The sequence below is a fragment of the Microbispora catharanthi genome (genome assembly GCF_006334915.2).
Lineage (GTDB): Bacteria > Actinomycetota > Actinomycetes > Streptosporangiales > Streptosporangiaceae > Microbispora > Microbispora catharanthi.
Window position 1 is genome coordinate 33,063 of sequence record NZ_VDMA02000013.1, and the last position, 19,951, is coordinate 53,013.

Genomic DNA, 19,951 nt, shown 5'->3' on the forward strand with positions numbered 1-19,951 from the left:
ATGAAGGACCTGTACATCGGCGGGCAGTGGCGCGACGCGGCCGAGGGCGGCCGGCGCGAGATCCGCTGCCCGGCCGACGGACAGCATGTGGCCACCGTCGCGGAGGCCGGCCGCGCCGACACGGAGGCCGCGATCGCGGCGGCCCGGCGGGCGTTCGACGAGGGCCCGTGGCCGCGCACGCCGGAGCGGGAGCGCGGGGCGTTGCTGCTGCGGGTGGCCGGTCTGCTGGAGCGCGACAAGGCCGAGATCGCGCGGGCGGAGTCGCTGGACACCGGCAAACGCCTGGTGGAGAGCGAGTACGACGTCGACGACGTGATCGCGAGTTTCCGCTACTTCGGCGGGATCGCGGGCACCGACGCCGGGCGGGTGGTCGACACCGGCCGCGCCGATGCGATCAGCCGGGTGGTGTACGAGCCGGTCGGGGTCTGCGGCCTGATCACGCCGTGGAACTACCCGCTGCTGCAGACCTCCTGGAAGGTGGCGCCCGCGCTGGTGGCGGGGAACACCTTCGTGCTCAAGCCGAGCGAGCTGACCCCGTCCACCGCGATCTTGCTGATGCGGCTGCTTGAGGAGGCGGGCCTGCCGCCGGGGGTGGGCAACCTGGTGCTCGGGGCCGGCGCGGAGGCAGGCGCGCCGCTGGCCGAGCACCCCGCGGTGGACATGGTGTCGTTCACCGGCGGGCTGGCGACCGGGCGGCAAATCATGGCCTCGGCCGCGCGGACGGTCAAGCGCGTCGCCCTGGAGCTGGGCGGCAAGAACCCCAACATCGTGTTCGCCGACGCGGACTTCGACACCGCGGTCGACTTCGCCGTGACCGCGGTGTTCCTGCACTCGGGGCAGGTCTGTTCGGCCGGCGCCCGGCTGCTGGTGGAGGACTCCGTCCACGAGAGGTTCGTGGACGCGGTGGTGCGCCGGGCCGAGCGGATCAGGCTGGGCGGGCCGTTCGACCCCGAGGCCGAGACCGGGCCGCTGATCTCGGCCGAGCACCTGGCCAAGGTCGAGGCGTACGTCGAGGCGGGGATCGCGGAGGGCGCGAAACTACGCTGCGGCGGGCGGCGCCTGGAGGGCGAGGGATACTTCTTCCCGCCGACGGTGCTGGACGGCTGCCACCGCGACATGCGGGTGGTCCGCGAGGAGTCGTTCGGGCCGGTGCTGACGGTGGAGCGATTCTCGGGTGAGGACGAGGCCGTCGCCCTGGGCAACGACACCGACTACGGGCTGGCCGGGGCCGTGTGGACGACGGACGCGGGCAAGGCGCAGCGGGTGGCCGGGCGGCTGCGGCACGGCACGGTGTGGATCAACGACTACCACCCGTATGTGCCGCAGGCGGAGTGGGGCGGGTTCAAGCAGTCCGGCGTCGGCCGGGAGCTCGGCCCGACCGGCCTGAACGAATACCGCGAGATCAAGCACATCTGGCAGAACACCGATCCTCGCCCCCAGCACTGGTTCCGCCCCTGAATCAGTCGTCCCGCCCGTGCGCGGCGAGGAACTCCTCGATGCGCGCGTCCATCTCGGGCGGCGCCGCGAGGGGAAGGGTGTGATGGGTGGCTCCGGGCAGCACGGCCGTCTCCACGCGGGGCAGGAGCGCCGCGGCGGAGGCGGCCACCCGGCCGATGTCGTGTGCCCGGCTGTGCTCGGCCAGGAGAAGCAGCACCGGGAGCCGCAGCGCCCGCAGCGCCTCCGGGCCGGGACGCGGACCGGTCAGGGGCCGGGCGGCGGGGAAGGCGGCGGCGCGGTCGTAGAGGCGGAGCCACGTCTCGTCCAGCGCCGCGCGCCGGGTCTCCCATTCGAGGAACGCGCGGCGCCGCCCCACGGTCGGGCGGAGCAGCATCGGCAGGGCCCGCAGCAGGTAGCGGCGGGAGAAGCCGATGAAGCAGTTCGTCGGGTCGACCAGGACCAGCGCCCTCACCCTGCCGGAAGCGTGCGCCGCGTAGTGCAGGGCGCTCCACGCCCCGTAGGAATTGCCGCACAGGGACACCGCTGAGGTGCCCGATCCGTCGAGCACGGCGTCGAGCACGGCGTCGAGCCAGGCCATCTGGTCGCCCAGCGTCCGGATCGCCCGCTCGCCGGCGACGCTGCGTCCCGCCTCGCCGACGGTGTCGACCGCATGCACCCTGTAGGCCGTGCCCAGCGCCCTCGCCGTATCGGACCAGACGGTCGAGGTGGTCCCGCCGCCGTGGAGGAGGACCACCGGCGGCGCGTCCGCGGGGCCGACGGAGTTGACGTGGGTCGTGCCGTAGGGCGTGCGGATCTCGGCCGACTCGGTGGAGGCGGGCCAGCGCGCCGCCAGGACGGCGTCGTAGGCCGCGAGAAACGCGTCGTCGATGGTCGTCAAGACGCCTCCGTAATGTCTCGCTGAGCGATAATCTCGTTGAGCGAGATAATAGGCCGAGGAGGGGCTGCCATGGCGCCAGGGGTGGCAGGTGAGCGCGAGGGCCCGGAGATGGAGATCTTCCATCTGCTGCGGGCGGTCGCGGTGGAGTACGGCCTGCGGCAGGCGGAGTTCGCGGCCGAGCACGGCATGCACGTCACCGACGTGCGGGCGCTCATCTGCCTGCTGGACGCGGAGCGGGCCGGAACCGACGCCACCGCCGGTTTCCTCGGCGCCGGGCTGGGCCTGAACTCGGCGGGCACCACGGGGGTCGTCGACCGGCTCGAACGGCTCGGCCTGGTCAGCCGGGTCCGCGACGTCAAGGACCGGCGCCGGGTCCTGCTGAGAGTCGAGGACCGCGCCAAGGAACTGGGCTGGAGCTACTTCGGCCCGCTCATCGACAGCACGGTCGGGGTCCTGTCCGGATTCGACGAGCGGCACATGGCCGCGGTGCGGCTCTTCCTCCAGACGGCACTGGACGCGTTGACGACGGAAGACCCATGACCGGCGGCCGCGCCCCTGCGGCGGGGGCATGCTGGGAAACATGGAGGTGTCCGTACGCTTCTCGCCCGAGCTGTGGATCTTCCTCGCACCGCGCAACCGGCGGCCCGAGGTGCTCCTGCCGTACGACGGGACGTCCTCGCTCGGCCACCTGATCGAGTCGGCGGGCGTTCCGCTGACCGAGATCGGCGAGCCGCTCGCCGGAGGCCGCCCGGTCGGCCGGTCGCACCGGCCGGGCCCGGACGAGGTGGTGGAGGTGCCGGCCGCGCCCAGGCCGCAGGCCGTGCCGGGCTGCCGGTTCGTCCTCGACGTCCACCTGGGGACGCTGGCGCGGCGGCTGCGACTGGTCGGCCTGGACACCGCCTACCGCAACGACATGGACGACGACGCCCTGATCGAGCAGGCCAACGCCGAGGACCGGGTGCTGCTCACGCAGGACCGGGGCATCCTGCGGCGCCGGTCGCTGCGGCTCGGCGCGTACGTGCGCGGCGCCCGGCCGGACGACCAGTTCCTCGACGTGCTCGGCCGCTTCCGGCCGCCGCTGGCTCCGTGGACCCGCTGCACGGCCTGCAACGGGCGGCTGGCGCCGGTCGGCAAGGAGGAGGTGGAGGACGCGCTGGAGCCCGGGACCCGGCGCAGCTACGACGAGTTCGCCCGCTGCCTCGCCTGCGGCCGGATCTACTGGCACGGCGCCCACGGCGGCAACCTGGCCGCCGTCGTCGACCGCGCCCTCCACTTCGTACATCTCGGTTAACGGTTGAGTCTCCAGTAGGGGGAGGCGCGAGGGTGGGGGCATGGACGGCGACGCGCTCTACGCGATCGGTGAGCTGGCCCGGCGGACCGGATTGACGGTCAAGGCCATCCGGTTCTACTCCGACTGCGGGATCGTGCCGCCCACCGGCCGCAGTCCGGCCGGCTACCGCCTCTACGACAACGACGCCGTCGCCCGGCTGGAGCTCGTACGGACGCTGCGCGACCTGGGGATCGACCTCCCCACGATCCGCGAAGTCCTGGACCGGGAGACCACGCTCGCTCAGGTCGCGGCGGCGCACGCCGAGGCGCTGGCGACGCAGATCCGGGTGCTGCGCCTGCGGCGCGCGGTGGCGACGGCGGTGGCGCGGCGCGGCTCTACCCCCGAGGAGATGGATCTCATGCACAGACTCGCCAGGCTTTCCGAGGACGAGCGCCGGCGCCTGGTCGGCGGCTTCCTCGACGCCGCCTTCGGCGGCCTGGACGCCGACCTGACGGGAATCAGGCGCACGATGACCCCCGAGTTGCCCGACGACCCCGAGGACGAGCAGGTCGAGGCGTGGATCGAGCTGGCCGAGCTGGCCGCCGACCCGGAGTTCGGCGCGCTCATGCGGCGCGTCGCCGAGCAGCACCTGGCCGACCGCGCCCGGGGAGAGGGCCCGCGCCCGGACGCGGTGGCGATGGTCCGCGACCACGTCGCCCCCGCGCTCGCCGCGGGCGTCGGCAGCGCCTCACCTCAGGCCGGCGCGATCGTCGCCGCCGTGACCGCACGGTATGCCGACCTGGTCGGCCACCCGGACGACGCCACCCTTCGGCGCCGGCTGCTCACCCTGCTGGAGACCGCGAACGACCCGCGCAGGGAGTCGTACCTCCGGCTGCTCGCGGTGGTCAACGGCTGGCCGCCCCCGGACCCGCTGACCCCGGCCCTCACCTGGTTCATCGACGCGCTGAGAGCCCGTTCCGACCGGTGACGGACCATCTGTCGGCACCTTCTGGCACGATCACGCCGACGGATCCGCCCCCTGCTCCGGAGTGTCCCTTGAACGACGACCGCCCTGCCCCCGCCGAAATCTTCTCCCACTACCTGAAGCTGCTGCGGGAGGAACCGTGGCTGGAGGTGGCCATGTGCTGGACGGTCGTCGTTCCGCACGACCATCGGTCGATCTCCGTCGCGGACGTCGGAGCCCGGGTAAGCGGCGGAACCCCGCACGAAGCGCACGAGACCGCCCCGCTGGAGGCGCTTCCCCACTACGACGGGGTTCATCCGATGTCGGTGGCGCCGGCGGGCTCAGCCGTGGTGCTGTTCGAGAACAACGGGTTCCTGGGAAGCCTGCCCGAGGTTCTGCGGCGGCTCAGCCGTGACGGCCGGGTGTGCGGCATCTACTGGAACGTCGAAGGTAACAACAGGCTGAGCTACGCGGCCGACGGACGGGTCCTCGTAAACCTCGACGCGATGTTCTGGGACGAATGGAGCGGCGACGACTTCGCGGTGCTCGAGCCGGAGCTGCGTGCCATGACCGGACTGCTCGCCGGGGACGAGGACGACTGGCAGGCCGCCGCGATGACCGTGGTGGAGCTGGTGACCGGGGTGCGGCTGACCGGCGAGTGGCTCACCGAAGCCCATCCGTACGTCACCTTCCGCTGGCCCGTGGCCCCGGAACCTCTCCTCCGAGGACGCTCCGCATAGGCGGCGCGCATCCCCAGGGGGCTCCGTCGGCTACGCCTCGTCTTCGACGTCGTCGATCGGACGGCCGAACGTGACCGCGTCGCGCACGACAGCGGGCACGGTGGAGCGAAGAGGAGCGTCGGGGCGCAGGCCGAGCGCGTCGTTGACCGTCGAGAAGGCCAGACGGAGTGCCACGAACGCAGTGATCGTGAAGATCTGCGAATCGTCGAATCCGGCGTCGCGCAGCTCCTGCACATCCGCCTCGGTGGTGCCGTTGGGGTCGCGCGCCACCTTACGGGCCCACGCGGCCATGGCCTGCTCACTGTCGTCCAGGCCGTCGTCGACGCCCTTCAGAACCCCTGCGGCGGTCTCCGCGCCGGCCGCCTGCGCCAGCCTGTTTCCCCACATGAGCGAGCAGTAGGAATCGCCGAACGCCGACGCGAACGCGGCGACGAGGACGGAGCGCTGACGCGGGCTGAGGCGGTCCCCGGCGTTCACCTGCCGCAGCAGGGCGAACAGCCCGGTCACCGTCGCCGGCTGATAGGCCCACAGGCGTGAGACGCTCATCACGTAACCCACCTCGGCGACGTCCTCGTCGAAGATCTGCTGGGCCTCGGCGGTGACGTCGGGGATGCCGAGAAAACCGATTCTGTCCATGGTCTCTTTTTTCACGGGTCGCCGGCTCGCTTGCAAGGCCAGCGTCGCGGTTCTCCGGCCCCGGCTCATCCGTGCGATGCACGGATCCTCGTACGGACGCGGTCTCCGTGTCGCCGGTGCCCGTGCCGAAGGACAATGCGTGCATGACGCACCAAGGGGACGGCCTGCCGGATCGGCTGGCTCGCGCCGGGGTCACCGGACGCGAGGCCGAGATTCTCTGGGCGGTCGCCGAACGGCTGCGTAACCGCGAGATCGCCGAGCGGCTGCACGTCTCGGTGCGCACCGTGGAGAGCCACATCGCCGCCCTGCTGCGCAAGCTCGGCGCCGCGGATCGGGCGGCGCTGGCCGAGACGGGTGCGCGGCTGCGACGTGCCGCCCGCGCCGGCGCCGCTCTCCCCGCGCCCCTGACCAGCCTCATCGGCCGGGTGGACGAGACGAACGAACTCGTCGCACTGCTCGGCACCCATCGCCTCGTCACGCTCATCGGCCCGGGTGGTGTGGGCAAGACGCGGCTCGCGCTGCACGTAGCGGAATCCGCATGGGCCACGGCCCCCGCCGACCGGTTCCCCGGCGGCGTCCGGCTGGCCGACCTCGCTCCGGTGGCGCCGGAGTCGGCCGGCGACACCTTCGCGCGGGCGCTGGGCGTCGTGCCGGAGCCGGGATGGCCGCTACGCGACATCCTGCGGGAGGTCGCCGCGGGTTCGGGCTGTCTGCTGCTCGCCGACAACTGCGAGCACGTCGTCGCGGAGGCCGCCGAGATCGTCGCCGACCTGCTCGGCGCCGGCGGCGCGCTGCGGGTGCTCGCCACCAGCCGCGAACCGCTCGGCATCCCCGGCGAGGTCGCCTACCAGGTGCAGCCGCTGCACCTGCCCGCTCCGCACGCGTCCGAGCGAGCCGAGAGCATCGCGCCCTACGACGCCGTACGCCTGTTCGTCGACCGTGCGACGGCCGCATCGCCCGGCTTCGCCCTCACCGACGCCGTCGCCCCGGCCGTCGCGGCGCTGTGCCGGCGCCTCGACGGGCTGCCGCTGGCCATCGAACTGGCCGCGTCGCGGCTGCGCACCTTCGGGCCGGCCGAACTCGTGGAGCACCTCGACCAGCGCTTCGAACTGCTGTCCGCCGGAGTCCGTACGGCCCCGCCGCGGCACCGCGCCCTGCGCAGCACCATCGACTGGAGCTACCAGTTGCTGGACGACGGCGAGCGAGCCTTGTTCGATCGGCTCGGCGTGTTCCCCGCCGACTTCGACCTGGCGGCCATCGTGTCCGCATGCGAGGGCGAGGATCTCGCCGGCGAAGCCGTGATCACGTTGCTGCCCAGGCTGGTGGACAAGTCGCTCGTCTCCACTGTGGGGCGCGGCACCGGGCGCTACCGGCTGCTCGAGACGATCCGGGCGTACGCCGCCCAGCGGCTGGCCGACTCGGGTGGTGAGCCGGCCGCCAGGCGCCGTCACGCCGCCCACTATCTCGCCTTCGCGGAACGGGCGGCCGAGCGATTACGCACCTCGGACCAGCGCGTCTGGCTCGACCGTATGACCACGGAGCAGCCGAATCTGCACGCCGCGCTGGCACACGGCATCAGCACCGGCGACGTCGAGTCCGCCTGGCGGATGATCGCCGCGCTGCAGCGGTTCTGGGACGTCACCGGTCGGCGCCGCGAAGCCCACAAGTGGATTCGGCAGGCGCTGACCGTCGCCGACCCGCCCGCCACGCCCGCCGTCGTCGCCGGGCTCACCGAGGCCTGCCTGGTCCTGGACTCCCGGGACGCTCGCGCCGCGTTCGACCTGGCCCGCAAGGCGGCGAGCCTGGCCGCCGGCCTCGACGATCTCGCCCGCGCCAGAGCGGCACGCGCGGTCGGAATGAGCGCGACCTGGATCCGGCCGGAGCTGGTCGCCCCGGCGTTGCAGGAGGCGCTTGCCGGGTTCGGCGACGAGCATCCGTGGGACGGCGCGCTGACGATGCAGGGCCTCGCGGTCACCACCGCCGACCTGAGCCGGGCGCTCCAGTGGGGACGAGACAGCGCGGCGTTCTTCCGCAGGGCCGGCGATCAGATATGCGCGGCCAACACCTTGTACCTCATGGCGCAACGGTCGATATCCGCAGGCATCGCCGACGACGAGGTGCACGGATGGCTCACCGAGAGCCGCGCGTTGGCCGAGGCCGCCGGCAGCGAGGCGGACATGGCGCACGCGACGGTCGGCTTCGGGCAGTTGGCGTGGCTGCGCGGCGACCACGACCGGGCCGCCGAGCTTATGAGCGAGTGCCTGCCCACCCTGCGCCGGCTCGGCGACCGCCGCTGCACGGGCCGCGCGCTGCACATGCTCGGTCAGCGGGCCTACGAGAAGCAGGAGCCGGCCCGGGCCGAAGAACTTTTACGCGCCAGCGTCGAAGCCATCGCGCTCGCCGGCCAGTCGTTCGTGCTCGTATCGGCGCTCGAGGCGCTGGCGGCCGTGTACGCCGCGCAGCAGCGCCCCCGCAGCGCGGCCGTGCTTCTCGGCACGGCGCACAGCGTGCGTGAGGCGGCCGGCGCGCACCTGCGCCCCCCGCAGCCGCCTGACCAGGAGCTGCGCCACACCCTCGTACGGGTCCTTGGCGCCGGGTCCTTCGACGGCGCCCACGCTCAAGGGGAGCGCCTGTCGGCGACGGCGGCGCTGCGGCTCGCGCCCGTGGACGAGGAATCCCGGCCCGCCGTCCCCTGAGCTCTCCTCATGATGTCGTGACGCCGCTCACACGTGCGCGTTGCCCAGGGGAGGGAGCACTACCTGAGCGGAGCGGCTAAGCGACGGCCAAGTATGCGGAAAAGGGCCGAGGCCAACGTGACGAACATCGGCGACCGGGCTTCAGCCGACGCGGATGATGCTCTTGCCGCGGGTCACTCCGCCGGCCAGGTCCGCTATCGCGTTCTCCACATCGGCGAGGGTGTATTCGGCGGTGACGTCGAGGCGCACCGACCCGTCGGCGATCAGGGCCATGGCGCGAGCGGCGCTGTCGGCCAGCTTCTGCGGGCGGGTCTGGCTGGCCAGGTTGCTGTTGTAGGTCATCAGCGACTGGCCGTGCGTCAGCAGATCGTTGGCCGACACGGTGACCGGCTCGAAGGTGGCGATGTTGCCGTAGACCACGATCCGGCCATGCGGCGCCAGACGTGCCAGGTTCGCGACCCGCGTGGCGCCGCCGACCGGATCGAGGATCACGTCGAACGTCTCGTCACCGAGGGCATCCGGAAACTGGTCGCGCACCAGCACCTCGTGATAACCGAACCGGCGTGCGTAATCGACCCGACCGGCATCGCCGACCACCCCGACGATCCGGTCCGCGCCCGCGGCGGCGGCGAACTGCCCGGCCAGGGAGCCCACACCACCGGCGGCGGCATGGATCAGCACACTGTCCCCGCGCGATACCCCGGCGACACTGTTGATCAGGTCGTAGGCGGTCGGGGCTACCCACCCGAAAGCGGCGGCATCACGGATGCCGACCCCGGCGGCGTTGATCGCGAGCACCGCCGGCGCGGTCACGACCTCGGCGTAACCGCCCCCGCCGATCAGCGCGGTCACCTGCTCGCCGATACGGGCCTCGTCGACGTCCTCCCCCACGGCGACGATCTCACCCGCCGCCTCGAAGCCGGGCACGAATGGGCGCGGAATCGGGAAGTGCCCCGCACGCACCAGCACGTCGCCGTACTGCACCCCCGCGTAGGCGACCCTGATCGCGACCTCGCCCGGCCCGGCCGCGGGCTCGGCCCTCTCCGCGATCCGGAGCTGGTCGTCGGCGCCCAGAACAACAGCCTTCATGGCGTACAACCTTCTGTGTCGACTCAGTATCCTGATACTGAGAAGCCTAAGCAGTATCAGGATGCTGAGTCAACTTAGGGAATTGAGACATGCCTGAAGTGCCCATTGAGGAGTACGTGTGCACCCGCATCCGCCGAGCCGAGCAGGCGCTCATGGCCCACCACGAGGGGGTGCTGCGCGGTTATGGGCTGACCATGACCCAGTACATGGTGCTGCTGACCCTGTCTCGCGACGACGGCATGTCAGGTGCCCAACTGGCCCGCGCGTGCGGAGTCACCCAGCAGAGCATGGCCACCGTCTTGACGGGGATGCAGAACAAAGGCCTCATCGACCGGCAGCCGTCCCCTGTGCACGCCAAAGTCCTGATCGCCACCCTCACTCCGGGCGGCCGTGACCTGCTCGACCGCGCCTACCAGGAGGTCATCGTGCTCGAACGCGCTCTGACCGACCGATTCACCGCCGACGAGCACCGGCTGTTCTGCGAATTCCTCGACCGCGCCACCGCCACCCTGGTCGAGCAGACACCCGCCGCCCATTCCACCTGAGAGCGGACGCCGGACCCGCCTGCGGCGGGGCGGAGCCGCAGGCGCGCCCGGTGGACGGCGAGGGTCAGGAGGCGACGGAGTAGGAGGTGAGCTCCTTCTCGAACCAGTCGATGGTGCGGCGCAGGCCGGTGACGGGGTCGACGCGCGGACGCCAGCCGAGCCGCTCCTCGGCGAGCGAGGTGTCGGGACGGCGGACGGCGGGGTCGTCCACCGGCCGCTCGACGAACCGGATCGGGGAGGACGAGCCCGCCAGGCCGCGGATCGTCTCCGCCAGCTCCGCCATCGACATCTCGGCCGGGTTGCCGATGTTCACCGGCCCGGCGAAGTCGCTCTCCGCGAGCGCGAGCACGCCGTCGATCGTGTCGTCCACGTAGCAGATCGAGCGCGTCTGGCCGCCGTCGCCGGTCACGGTGATCGGCTCGCCCAGCAGCGCCTGACGGATGAACGTGGGGATCGCCCGGCCGTCGTGGGGCCGCATCCGCGGGCCGTACGTGTTGAAGATCCGCACGATCGCCGTGTCGGCGCCGCGCGAGTTGCGGTAGGCCGTGGTCAGCGACTCGGCGAACCGCTTGGCCTCGTCGTATACGCTGCGCGGCCCGACCGGGTTGACGTTGCCCCAGTACGTCTCCTTCTGCGGGTGTTCCAGCGGGTCGCCGTACACCTCGCTGGTGGAGGCGAGGACGAACCGCGCGCCCTTCTCGGCGGCGAGGCCGAGGGCGTGCAGCGTCCCCATGCTGCCGACCTTCAGCGTCTCGATCGGATGGCGCAGGTAGTCGGCGGGGGACGCGGCCGAGGCGAAGTGCAGCACCAGGTCGACCTGGCCCGGCACGTGGACGAACCCGGTGAGGTCGCACTCCACGAGCCGGAACGCCGGCCTCCCGATCAGATGCTCCACGTTGCGCGGCGACCCGGTGAGGAAGTTGTCCAGGCAGACGACCGCCGCACCACGCTCCACCAACCGTTCGCACAGGTAGGAGCCGAGGAACCCGGCTCCCCCGGTGACCACGACACGGGATCCCTTCACCGCACTCCCACCCCTCGCAACCTTCTGACGGCGTCGAGCACCTCGGGCACCCCGATTTCGAGCAGCCCCTCCGACGGCCGGTCGCCGTGCGGGTCACCCCTGCGTCCGGCCCACAGCGCGATGTGCGGGCGGCCCGGCGGCGGCCCCCACAGCGCGGGCGGCACCGGGCCGTACAGGATGACCGAGGGCGTGCCGACGGCGGTGGCCAGGTGCGACATGCCCGTGTCGCCGCAGACGACGAGCGCCGCGTGCGCCGTCAGCGCGGCGAGCTCGGGCAGGTTCGTACGGCCGGCCAGCACGGACTCCTCCGGCAGGCCGGCGAGCGCGGCGACGTGCCGGGCGAGCGCGATCTCGGTCACGCCGCCGGTGACGACGACCCGGTGGCCCTGGCCGGCCAGTTCCGCCGCCACCTGGGCGAAGCGGTCCGGCGGCCACTGCCGTGCCCGGAACGCCGCCCCCGGGTGGATGATCACCTCACCGCCGGCGAGCGGGCTCGGCCCCGGGTCGCCCAATGCGAGGTCCTCCGGGTCGGCCGGAATCCCGTACCACTCCAGCAGGGAGCACCACCGCCGTCTCTCGTGCGTCTCCGGCTCCCAGGGCGGCCCGTCCGGGCCCGGCACCAGGTCGTGGGCGTGCGTGAGCAGACGGCCCGGCCGGGTGCGGCGCAATGCCTGGATGCTCTCCGGGCCGCTGCCGTGCAGGTTGACCGCGACGTCCGGCGACTCGTACGGCACCGGCCCAGGGCCGGACACGTCGAGCAGCTCGTCGACGCCGCCGATCAGCGGCAGCAGCCCGCCGAGGTAGGCCGGGGTGGCCAGCACGAAGTGGTGCTCCGGGTGCGCCCGCCGCAGCGCCCGCAGCGCGGGCACCGAGGTCAGCAGGTCGCCGAGCCCGAGCCCGCGCAGGGCGAGCAGGACCGGTCTTCGCGGATCTTCTAGGGCCATGACGTCTCCGTGGAGGCGCACACGACCAGCTCCCTGACCTCGCAGCCCCGCGGCTGGCCGAGCGCGAACAGGATCGCCGAGGCGACGTCCTCCGGCTGGTTCAGCCGGGCGTCGGGGCCGGGCTTGTACTGGTCGGGGCGGTCGTTGAAGAAGTTCGTCTGCATGCCGCCGGGGATCAGCAGGGTCACTCCCACCTGCCCGGCCAGCTCGGCGGCCAGGGCCCGGGTGAAGCCCACGACGCCGAACTTCGAGGCGCAGTAGGCCGTCGCGTCGCCGAGCGCCCGCACCCCGAGCGTGGAGGCGACGGTGACGACCTTGCCTCCCGACTGGCGCAGATACGGCAGGGCCGCCCGGACCACCGCGGCGGTCCCGAGCAGGTTGACCCCGATCACCCGTTCCCACTGCTCGGCGGCCACGTCCTCCAGCCGTCCGCAGGCGTCGATGCCCGCCGCCGTCACGACGCCGTCGAGCCCGCCCACCCGGTCGGCGAGCTCGCGCACGGCCCGCTCGGCCTGCTCGCGGTCGGCCAGGTCGGCCCGCACATGGTCGAACCCGCCGTCCGGCTCGTTCACGTCCACGACCAACGGCCGTCCGCCCGCCTTGGCGACCGCCATGGCGGTCGCCCGGCCCAGGCCGGACGCGCCACCGGTGATCAATACGTTTCCCACCATTGAGGTCGATCCCTTCGATAGGCGGCCGATGTCACGAAGCGGCTCGGGCGGCGGCGATCAGGCCGGTGGTGGAGTAGCCGGGCACGGTCGGCAGGATGACGACCTCCCCACCGGCCCGGCGTACGGCCTCGGCCTCCGGCATCGACCGCTCGTCGTAGTCGCCGCCCTTCACCCACACGTCCGGGCACAGGCGCTCGATGACCCGCGACGGCGTGTCCTCGTCGAAGACCGTCACCGCGTCCACGCAGCCGAGCGCGCGCAGCACCTCGACCCGGTCACGCTCGCTCACCAGCGGCCTGCTCGGTCCCTTGAGCCGCCGGATCGAATCGTCGGAGTTCACGCAGACCACCAGGGCGTCGCCTAACGCCCGGGCCCGCCGCAGCAGGCTCACATGCCCGGCGTGCAGCAGGTCGAAACACCCGCCGGTCGCGATCAGGCGGCCCCCGGCGGCGCGTACGGCGGCGGCCACCTCGAAGGCGGACGCGCCGGGCGCGAACGGCACCGGCGACTCGGCGGCAGGGCGCGGCAGGCGCAGCGCGGCGGCCCCGCCCTCCTCCACGAACCTGGTGGCCTCGCCGACCGCGCGGGCGACGGCGTCCTCGGTGGACGCGCCGTCCGCCAGTGCGAGCGCCGCCGCCGCGGCGAAGCGGTCGCCCGCGCCGCAGGCGTCCGTGCCGGACGCGACGTGCGGGACGGGGACCGGCCCGAACCTGCCGCCGCGGCGGGCCAGCATCGCGCCGCGTTCCCCCAGTGTGATCGCGACGGCCTCGGCGTCGAGGTCGCGCACCAGCCTGCGGGCGGTGCGCTCCGGCGAGACGTACGGCTCCTCGCACATGCCGCGGGCCTCGGCCTCGCTGGGCGTGACCAGCGCGCATCCCGACACGGGCAGCGCCCCGCGGGGATGGGGGTCCCAGACCAGCGGCACGTCGAGGCCGCGCAGCGGCTCACGCAGCAGGTCGGCCACGCCGCGCCCGTAGTCGGCGACCAGGACCGCGCTCGCCGCGGCGAGGGCGTCGGCCGCGCGGGCGAACGCGGAGGCGGAGGCCACCTGGCCGGGCCGGCCCAGCGCCCGCCCGTCGCCGGTGTCGATCCTGACCAGCGTCTGCCCGCGGGCGCGGACCCGCGTCTTACGCACGGTCGTGCCGCGCAGCGGCAGCCGCACGATCTCGACGGAAGGCGACAGCAGCCCCTCCAGGCAGCGGCCGGAGGGGTCGTCGCCCATGGCGGTGATCAGCACCACCCGCGTGCCGTCGCGGGCGGCCAGCAGCGCCGCGAGCCCCGCGCCGCCCGGCCGGTGGTGCTCCGCCTGCTCCTCCACGACGGGGACGGGAGCGTCGGGGGCCAGCCGGTCGGCGGTGCCCTCGACGTCGACGTCGAGCAGGGAGTCTCCGACGATGACAAGTGGTCCGCTCACGCGACTGCCTTCTCGATCACGTCACAGAGCATGTGGATCACCGTGAGATGCACCTCCTGGATGGTCGCGGTGTCGTCCGCGGGCACGGTCAGGGCCTCGTCGCACAGCTCGGCGAGCGGGTTGGGACCTGGGCCGGTCAGCGCCCAGGTCGTCAGGCCGCACTCGCGGCCGGCCTCGGCCGCCTCGGTCACGTTGCGGCTCGTCCCGCTGGTCGACAGGCACATCAGCACGTCGCCGGGGCGGCCGTGCGCCCGCACCTGCCGCGCGTACAGCTCGGCCATGCCGAAGTCGTTGCCGATGGCGGTCAGGGACGAGGTGTCGCCGTGCAGCGGGATCGCGGCGTACGGCCGCCGGTCGGCTCGGTAGCGCCCGACCAGTTCCGCGGTCAGGTGCTGCGCCTCGGCGGCGGATCCGCCGTTGCCGCAGGCGAGCAGCCGTCCGCCGCCGCTCAGCACGGCCGCGAGCTTGTAGCCCCAGGCGTGGATCTTGGGCGTCTCCGGGTCCACCGCCGTCAGCGCGGTGCTCAGCCGGGCCAGATGAGGATGCATCGCTCAGCCTCCCGCGGCGGCGAGGGTGCGCAGGCACCCGCCGACCAGGTTTCGGTACACGGACTCGGTCTGCTCGGCGATCCTGGGCCAGCCGTAACGGGCGCGGGCCCGCCGGGCTCCGGCGGCCGACAACGCCGCCCGCAGGCCGGGCCGGATCAGCAGATCGCAGAGCGCGCGCGACAGCGCACGCGGCCGCCGGGGCGGCACGAGCACGCCGCATCCCGCGACGGTGTCGAGGTGGCCGCCGACCGCCGAAGCGACCACCGGCACCCCGCAGGCCAGGGCCTCCAGGGGCACCATGCCGAACGGCTCATACCACGGGACGGTCACCAGGACGTCCGCGGAGCGCATGAGGGCCGGCACCTCGGCCCGGCTCACGCTGCCGATCAGCCGGACCCGGTCGCCGAGGCCGAGGCCGTCGGCCAGCGTGCGCAGCCGCGTGCTCTCCTCGTCATCAGGGTCGCCGCCGGCGATCACGAGCTCGGCGCCGGGCACCTGCCGCATCGCGCGGACGACGGTGTCCACCCCCTTGCGCGGCACCATGCGGCCGATGCTCAGCACCCGGGGCCGGTCGCCGCGCGGGGCGGCCGGGCCGTCCGCGCGGAACAGGCCGAGGTCGACGCCGCACGGCACGACCGCGATCCGGTCGCGCGGCACGCCCATCACGACGAGTTCGCGCACCTCGTCGGAGCAGGTCGCGATGACCGCGACCGCCCGGCGGCCGATGTCGCGCTCGATCGCGAGCCGGCTCGGCGGACTGGTGTCGGCTTCGCCCTGCCAGCGCCGCTTCACGGTGCCGAGCGCGTGGTAGGTCTGCACGACCGGAATTCGAAGAGGCTCCGCCGCCGTCAGCGTGGCCAGCCCGCTCATCCAGAAGTGCGCGTGCGCCACGTCGGGCGGCTCGGCCTTCCACCTGCGGGCCAGGTGCTCCCCGAACTCGGGCATGTGCGGCAGCAGTTCGTCCTTGGGCAGCGGCTCCGCCGGTCCGGCCGGCACGTGCTCGACGGTGACGCCGGGCGCCATGGGCACGGCCTCCGGCTGGTCGGGGGAGGTCCGCCGCGTGTGCACGACGACCTCGTTGCCCCGTTCGGCCAGGGCCACGGCCAGCGCCGCGACGTGCACGTTCTGCCCGCCGGCGTCCACACCGCCGAGGGTCGCCAGCGGGCTGGCGTGCTCCGACACCAGGGCGATCCTCATGGCACCCTCTCCTTCACCGCCTCTTCGGCCGGTATGAGGCGGCGCACCGCGTCGACCACCTGCTCACCGCCGACCGAGGTCAGGCACGGATGACCGGGAATGGGACAGATCCTCGCCCTGCTCCCCCGGCAGGGGGCGTCCTGGTCGCCGAGGACCACCGTGGGCACGCCGTACGGCGCCCAGCGGGCGGCGGGCACGACCGGCGCGAACAGGCTGACAACGGGCGTGCCGACGGCGGCCGCGAGGTGGGCGGGGCCGGTGTTGGCGGCGACCACCGCCGACGCCCCGGCGAGCACGGCGGCGAGTTCGGCGAACGTGGTCGCCCCGCCCAGATCGAGCGCGAGGCCGGAGACGATCGCGGTCAGCGCCCGCTCGCCCGGGCTGCCGGTGACGACGACCCGCTCGCCCGCGGCCAGCAGCGCCTCGACCGCCTCCGCCCAGCGCTCGGCGGGCCACGCCCTGGCCGGCGCGGTCGTGCCGGGATGCACCACCACGTAGCCGGGCGGGCCGGTGAGGTGCTCCACATCCGGCAGCGGACCGCGCACGGCGAGCCGCCCGTCGTCGCCCGGCGGGAGGTCGAAGCCGGCGGCGCGGGCGAGGCCGAGCATGCGCTCCGGCTCTGGGACGTCCACGCGCTCGTCCACGAGGTGACGCACGTCGAGCAGGGAGCCGGGGTAGTCCTCGCTGATCGCGGCGATCCGCGGCACTCCGGCCAGCCGCAGCAGCAGGGCCGTCGGCAGCGCCGACTGGTGGAAGGACGTGAAGATCACGGCCACGTCCGGGCCGACGGCGCGGACCTGCTCCACCAGGCGGGCCGCGTGCTCGGAGGTCATCGGCATCCCGTCGGGGTCGATCCAGGGGGCGCGCCACTCCAGAACGCGGTCGACGCCGGGCAGCAGTTCGGCCGCGGCCCTGCCGTGCGGCCCGGCGAGCAGCACGACCTCCCGCGCCCCGGCGGCGACGGCGCGCACGGCGGGCCCCGCGAGCAACACGTCGCCCGCGTTGTCGGGCCGCACCACCAGAGCGGTCCCGATCACGAGCGCCTCCCCGTCTTGCCCGTCCGCACCTTCACCTCGCCTCTGATCCGGTGCGCGCAGGCCACCGGAGGGATCACCACGCTGGTCGCGGCCATGCGCGCGATCTCCCCCGGCGTACGCGGGCCCGGGGCGATGCGCGCCCAGGCGAACTCGGCGGTGAGGCCGAGCCAGGCCAGTCCCGCGACGGCGGCCGGTCGCCTCCGGCACCCCCCGGTGGCGGCGAGCGTGAGTGCGAGCAGGCCCATGCCGGTGGTGAGTGCGTGCCGCCTGAGCCTGCCCGGGTGGCCGCCGATGGCCGCCCGCCAGTCGCGGCCGTGCACGTGCCGCATGAGCGCGTCGGACGCGTTGCCGCGCTGGAAGCGCACGCTGGACCAGAAGCCGTCGTCGCGCACCGGGTGGCGGGTCAGGCGTTCGCCCTTCACCAGGGCGAACCCGGCCTGCTCGACGCGCAGCGCGAGGTCGGCGTCCTCCCGGTAGGCCCCGGGGAAGCGCTCGTCGAATCCGCCGGTCGCCTCCAGGGCCGTCCTTCGGTAGGCCATGTCGGCGGTGATCCAGTCGGCGCCGGCCAGCCCGGCGGTGTTGCGCTCGGCGTCGGTCGGGCGGCGGCCCGCCGGCAGCGGCACCTCCAGCCGTCCCTGGCTCCCGCCGACGTTCTCGGGCAGGCGGGCGAGGTCGTCCGTCAGCGCGCGGACCCAGCCAGGGCCCGGCACCACGTCGTCGTCGAGGAACACCACCCACGGCGTCGTCGCGGCCCGCCATCCGGCGTTGCGCGCGGCGGCCGGGCCGCGCCCGCCCGACCTGAGCACGCGTACGTGACCGGGCACCGGCAGCGGGTCCCGGTCTGCCTCCCGCCGGTCGTCCACCACGATCACCTCGGGACCGGAGCCGACGGCGGCGAGCGTGGCGGCCAGGCTCGGGCGCCCGATCGTCGGGATGACGACCGTGACGGCCGGTCCCGTTTCTTGGTGCGGCTCCCCGGTGGGAGCCGGGTTCGTTCCCCGGGTCATCTCAGTCGTCATCCGGCGAACACCGCCCCCCTGCGCACGACGTACGGACCGAGGACGAGCACGTCCACCGGGGCCGAGCCGAAGCACTCCAGCGCGTCGCGGGGGTCGTCCACCATCGGGCGGCCGGCCGTGTTGAGGCTCGTGTTGACCACCACCGGCAGCCCGCTGCGCGCCTCGAACTCCTCGAGCAGCCGGGCCAGCAGCGGGTCGCGACCGCGCTCGACGGTCTGGATCCTGGCCGTGCCGTCGACGTGCACCACCGCGGGGATGCGGTCGCGCCACTCCGGCCGCACGTCGTGGACGAACAGCATGTACGGGCTCGACATCGGGCCCCTGCCGAAGATCATGGGGGCGCGTTCCGCCAGCACCATCGGGGCGATGGGGCGGAACTGCTCGCGGCCCTTCACGTCGTTGAGCCGCTCGGTGTTGCGGGGGTTGCCGGGGTGGGCGAGCAGGGAGCGGCGGCCGAGCGCGCGGGGGCCGTACTCGGCGCGTCCCTGGAACCACGCGATCACGCGGTCGGCCGCGAGCTCGGCGGCGACGGTCGCGGCGAGGTCGGCGGGGCGCTCGTAGGGCACGCGCGCGACGTCGAGCCAGGCGCCGAGCTCCTCGTCGGTCCAGCCCCGCCCGAGGTCGGCGCCGGGCATCGGCGTGACGGGGTCGCCGTTGGCCTGGGCGAGGTGCAGCGCTCCCCCGAGCGCGGTGCCGGAATCGCCCGCCGCGGGCTGCACCCACACCTCCTCGAACGGGCCCTCGGCGAACAGGCGGGTGTTGGCCACGCAGTTGAGCGCCACTCCCCCGGCCATCGTGAGGTAGCGCGCCCCGGTGCGCTCATGCAGCCACGTCGCGAGGTCGAGCAGCACCTCCTCCAGGCGGACCTGCACGCTCGCGGCGAGGTCGGCGTGGTCGGCCGTCCACTTCTCACCCTTGCCGAGCGCCTTGGCGTAGACGCTCCAGTCGATCGGCTCGACCCGGAAGCCGCCGTCGCCCGTGGGGTGGATGAGCTCGCGCATCTCGCGCAGGAAGCGCGGCTCGCCGTAGGAGGCGAGGGCCATCACCTTGTACTCGTCGCTCGACCGGAGGAAGCCGAGGTGCTGGGTGAGATCCTCGTACATCAGCCCGAGGGAGTGCGGCAGCGCCTGGCTCGCCAGGACGGTCAGCTCGCCGTCCCGGTAGTGCCCGGCCAGGTGAGAGACGGCCTCGCCGCGGCCGTCGCACACCAGCACCGCCGACTCGCGGTAGGGCGCGGCCAGCCCGGCCGACGCGGCGTGCGCGATGTGGTGGGGGACGAACCGCACCTGGGCGGCGTCGAGCCCGGGCAGCGCGGTGGCCAGGAAGTTGGGGGCGCGGCGTGCGTAGGTGGTGCGCAGGTCCTCCCAGCGCTCGTCCTGCCCGGGCCCTCCGGGCACCACGAGCTCGGGGTCGTAGGAGTAGGCGACGCCGTCGAGGTCCTCGGGCCGCAGCCCGGCCTGTTCGAGGCACCACGCGGCGGCCAGCTCCGGCAGCTCCCAGGAGGAGAACGGGACCGGGCGCTTGCCGTGCTTGCGCCGGCTGAAGCGCTCCTCCTCCGCTGCGGCGACCACCTCACCATCCACGACCAGCGCGGCGGCTGGATCATGAAAAATCGCATTTATCCCCAAGAACCGCATCGGTTTCCCTCCGTGGCGCAGTGGAGGTCTGGTTACCGAGAGAAGCGCTCCTAAACACTCCTTTGTAGAGAAGTCGACGTGAGTGGGGGATGCACTCAATAACTGCTACTCTGCGTAGTCACGGGCGAAGTTGTGGCGGTGTTTGCCGACCTGTCCCCCGGGTAGCCCGGCGGGCGATTCGCGCA

At 73.5% G+C, this 19,951-nt stretch carries 19 protein-coding genes; 7 read left to right on the top strand and 12 right to left on the bottom strand.

Features of this window, described 5'->3' with window-relative positions; all coding sequences use genetic code 11:
- Positions 1–1,458 (top strand): aldehyde dehydrogenase family protein, encoded by a 1,458-nt coding sequence (locus tag FH610_RS23515; RefSeq protein ID WP_139576805.1) that lies wholly within the window; start codon positions 1–3, stop codon positions 1,456–1,458.
- A 1-nt stretch (position 1,459) separates the two neighbouring features.
- Here the strand turns inward: FH610_RS23515 and FH610_RS23520 are convergent, their stop codons facing one another.
- A complete protein-coding gene (locus FH610_RS23520; protein ID WP_205825997.1) occupies positions 1,460–2,335 on the bottom strand; it encodes an alpha/beta fold hydrolase in 876 nt (291 codons plus the stop codon).
- A 69-nt stretch (positions 2,336–2,404) separates the two neighbouring features.
- Between FH610_RS23520 and FH610_RS23525 the strand changes: the two genes are divergently transcribed.
- The 4 genes from FH610_RS23525 (at position 2,405) to FH610_RS23540 (ending at position 5,309) form a co-directional block, all read left to right on the top strand.
- Positions 2,405–2,875: a MarR family transcriptional regulator gene (locus FH610_RS23525; RefSeq protein ID WP_139576807.1), complete on the top strand. Its 471-nt coding sequence runs from the start codon at positions 2,405–2,407 to the stop codon at positions 2,873–2,875.
- Between the two features lie 28 nt (positions 2,876–2,903).
- Positions 2,904–3,626, top strand: a complete 723-nt coding sequence (locus tag FH610_RS23530) for a Mut7-C RNAse domain-containing protein (RefSeq protein ID WP_139576808.1) — start codon at positions 2,904–2,906, stop codon at positions 3,624–3,626.
- A 40-nt stretch (positions 3,627–3,666) separates the two neighbouring features.
- Positions 3,667–4,593, top strand: coding sequence for a MerR family transcriptional regulator (locus FH610_RS23535; RefSeq protein ID WP_139576809.1), 927 nt, complete (start codon positions 3,667–3,669; stop codon positions 4,591–4,593).
- A 68-nt stretch (positions 4,594–4,661) separates the two neighbouring features.
- Positions 4,662–5,309, top strand: a complete 648-nt coding sequence (locus tag FH610_RS23540) for a DUF6461 domain-containing protein (protein WP_139576810.1) — start codon at positions 4,662–4,664, stop codon at positions 5,307–5,309.
- Between the two features lie 30 nt (positions 5,310–5,339).
- On the opposite strand, the gene FH610_RS23545 is transcribed toward FH610_RS23540, so the two are convergent.
- Positions 5,340–5,945 (bottom strand): carboxymuconolactone decarboxylase family protein, encoded by a 606-nt coding sequence (locus FH610_RS23545; RefSeq protein ID WP_139576811.1) that lies wholly within the window; start codon positions 5,943–5,945, stop codon positions 5,340–5,342.
- 143 nt (positions 5,946–6,088) lie between these two features.
- Here FH610_RS23545 and FH610_RS23550 point away from each other — a divergent pair, with 143 nt between their 5' ends.
- Positions 6,089–8,641: an ATP-binding protein gene (locus FH610_RS23550; protein WP_139576812.1), complete on the top strand. Its 2,553-nt coding sequence runs from the start codon at positions 6,089–6,091 to the stop codon at positions 8,639–8,641.
- Between the two features lie 141 nt (positions 8,642–8,782).
- Here the strand turns inward: FH610_RS23550 and FH610_RS23555 are convergent, their stop codons facing one another.
- Complete coding sequence (locus FH610_RS23555) at positions 8,783–9,730, bottom strand: quinone oxidoreductase family protein (RefSeq protein WP_139577139.1); 948 nt, start codon at positions 9,728–9,730, stop codon at positions 8,783–8,785.
- 89 nt (positions 9,731–9,819) lie between these two features.
- On the opposite strand from FH610_RS23555, the gene FH610_RS23560 reads away from it, so the two are divergent.
- Positions 9,820–10,275 carry a MarR family winged helix-turn-helix transcriptional regulator gene (locus FH610_RS23560; RefSeq protein WP_139576813.1) on the top strand — a complete coding sequence of 152 codons (456 nt, stop codon included), beginning with the start codon at positions 9,820–9,822 and terminating at the stop codon, positions 10,273–10,275.
- A 64-nt stretch (positions 10,276–10,339) separates the two neighbouring features.
- On the opposite strand, the gene FH610_RS23565 is transcribed toward FH610_RS23560, so the two are convergent.
- The 9 genes from FH610_RS23565 to FH610_RS23605 are packed head-to-tail and all read right to left on the bottom strand — an operon-like array spanning position 10,340 to position 19,766.
- The gene (locus FH610_RS23565; RefSeq protein ID WP_139576814.1) at positions 10,340–11,299 is read right to left on the bottom strand and encodes a UDP-glucuronic acid decarboxylase family protein; all 960 of its coding nucleotides are present in this window, start codon (positions 11,297–11,299) and stop codon (positions 10,340–10,342) included.
- Positions 11,296–12,243, bottom strand: a complete 948-nt coding sequence (locus FH610_RS23570) for a glycosyltransferase family 9 protein (RefSeq protein ID WP_139576815.1) — start codon at positions 12,241–12,243, stop codon at positions 11,296–11,298. Before FH610_RS23570 ends, FH610_RS23565 begins: the two co-directional genes overlap by 4 nt.
- The gene (locus FH610_RS23575; protein ID WP_139576816.1) at positions 12,234–12,914 is read right to left on the bottom strand and encodes an SDR family oxidoreductase; all 681 of its coding nucleotides are present in this window, start codon (positions 12,912–12,914) and stop codon (positions 12,234–12,236) included. Before FH610_RS23575 ends, FH610_RS23570 begins: the two co-directional genes overlap by 10 nt.
- A 31-nt stretch (positions 12,915–12,945) precedes the next feature.
- The gene (gene rfaE2, locus FH610_RS23580) at positions 12,946–14,328 is read right to left on the bottom strand and encodes a D-glycero-beta-D-manno-heptose 1-phosphate adenylyltransferase (protein WP_139576817.1); all 1,383 of its coding nucleotides are present in this window, start codon (positions 14,326–14,328) and stop codon (positions 12,946–12,948) included.
- Positions 14,325–14,876: a D-sedoheptulose-7-phosphate isomerase gene (locus tag FH610_RS23585; RefSeq protein WP_030512289.1), complete on the bottom strand. Its 552-nt coding sequence runs from the start codon at positions 14,874–14,876 to the stop codon at positions 14,325–14,327. Before FH610_RS23585 ends, rfaE2 begins: the two co-directional genes overlap by 4 nt.
- Positions 14,877–14,879: 3 nt before the next feature.
- Positions 14,880–16,073, bottom strand: coding sequence for a glycosyltransferase (locus FH610_RS23590; RefSeq protein WP_139576818.1), 1,194 nt, complete (start codon positions 16,071–16,073; stop codon positions 14,880–14,882).
- Positions 16,070–17,110 carry a glycosyltransferase family 9 protein gene (locus FH610_RS23595; protein ID WP_139576819.1) on the bottom strand — a complete coding sequence of 347 codons (1,041 nt, stop codon included), beginning with the start codon at positions 17,108–17,110 and terminating at the stop codon, positions 16,070–16,072. The genes FH610_RS23590 and FH610_RS23595 overlap by 4 nt, the downstream gene beginning before the upstream one ends.
- A complete protein-coding gene (locus FH610_RS23600; protein WP_240809143.1) occupies positions 17,107–18,129 on the bottom strand; it encodes a glycosyltransferase family 2 protein in 1,023 nt (340 codons plus the stop codon). Before FH610_RS23600 ends, FH610_RS23595 begins: the two co-directional genes overlap by 4 nt.
- A complete protein-coding gene (locus tag FH610_RS23605; RefSeq protein ID WP_139576820.1) occupies positions 18,126–19,766 on the bottom strand; it encodes a carbamoyltransferase family protein in 1,641 nt (546 codons plus the stop codon). Before FH610_RS23605 ends, FH610_RS23600 begins: the two co-directional genes overlap by 4 nt.
- Positions 19,767–19,951: the final 185 nt, after the last annotated feature.

Bases quoted from the DNA above. Each gene is read 5' to 3' on its own strand.
- FH610_RS23515 (WP_139576805.1), top strand. From the start codon at position 1: ATGAAGGACCTGTACATCGGCGGGCAGTGGCGCGACGCGGCCGAGGGC.
- FH610_RS23525 (WP_139576807.1), top strand. From the start codon at position 2,405: ATGGCGCCAGGGGTGGCAGGTGAGCGCGAGGGCCCGGAGATGGAGATC.
- FH610_RS23530 (WP_139576808.1), top strand. From the start codon at position 2,904: ATGCTGGGAAACATGGAGGTGTCCGTACGCTTCTCGCCCGAGCTGTGG.
- FH610_RS23535 (WP_139576809.1), top strand. From the start codon at position 3,667: ATGGACGGCGACGCGCTCTACGCGATCGGTGAGCTGGCCCGGCGGACC.
- FH610_RS23545 (WP_139576811.1), bottom strand. From the start codon at position 5,945: ATGGACAGAATCGGTTTTCTCGGCATCCCCGACGTCACCGCCGAGGCC.
- FH610_RS23550 (WP_139576812.1), top strand. From the start codon at position 6,089: ATGACGCACCAAGGGGACGGCCTGCCGGATCGGCTGGCTCGCGCCGGG.
- FH610_RS23555 (WP_139577139.1), bottom strand. From the start codon at position 9,730: ATGAAGGCTGTTGTTCTGGGCGCCGACGACCAGCTCCGGATCGCGGAG.
- FH610_RS23560 (WP_139576813.1), top strand. From the start codon at position 9,820: ATGCCTGAAGTGCCCATTGAGGAGTACGTGTGCACCCGCATCCGCCGA.
- FH610_RS23570 (WP_139576815.1), bottom strand. From the start codon at position 12,243: ATGGCCCTAGAAGATCCGCGAAGACCGGTCCTGCTCGCCCTGCGCGGG.
- FH610_RS23575 (WP_139576816.1), bottom strand. From the start codon at position 12,914: ATGGTGGGAAACGTATTGATCACCGGTGGCGCGTCCGGCCTGGGCCGG.
- FH610_RS23585 (WP_030512289.1), bottom strand. From the start codon at position 14,876: ATGCATCCTCATCTGGCCCGGCTGAGCACCGCGCTGACGGCGGTGGAC.
- FH610_RS23590 (WP_139576818.1), bottom strand. From the start codon at position 16,073: ATGAGGATCGCCCTGGTGTCGGAGCACGCCAGCCCGCTGGCGACCCTC.
- FH610_RS23600 (WP_240809143.1), bottom strand. From the start codon at position 18,129: ATGACGACTGAGATGACCCGGGGAACGAACCCGGCTCCCACCGGGGAG.
- FH610_RS23605 (WP_139576820.1), bottom strand. From the start codon at position 19,766: ATGCGGTTCTTGGGGATAAATGCGATTTTTCATGATCCAGCCGCCGCG.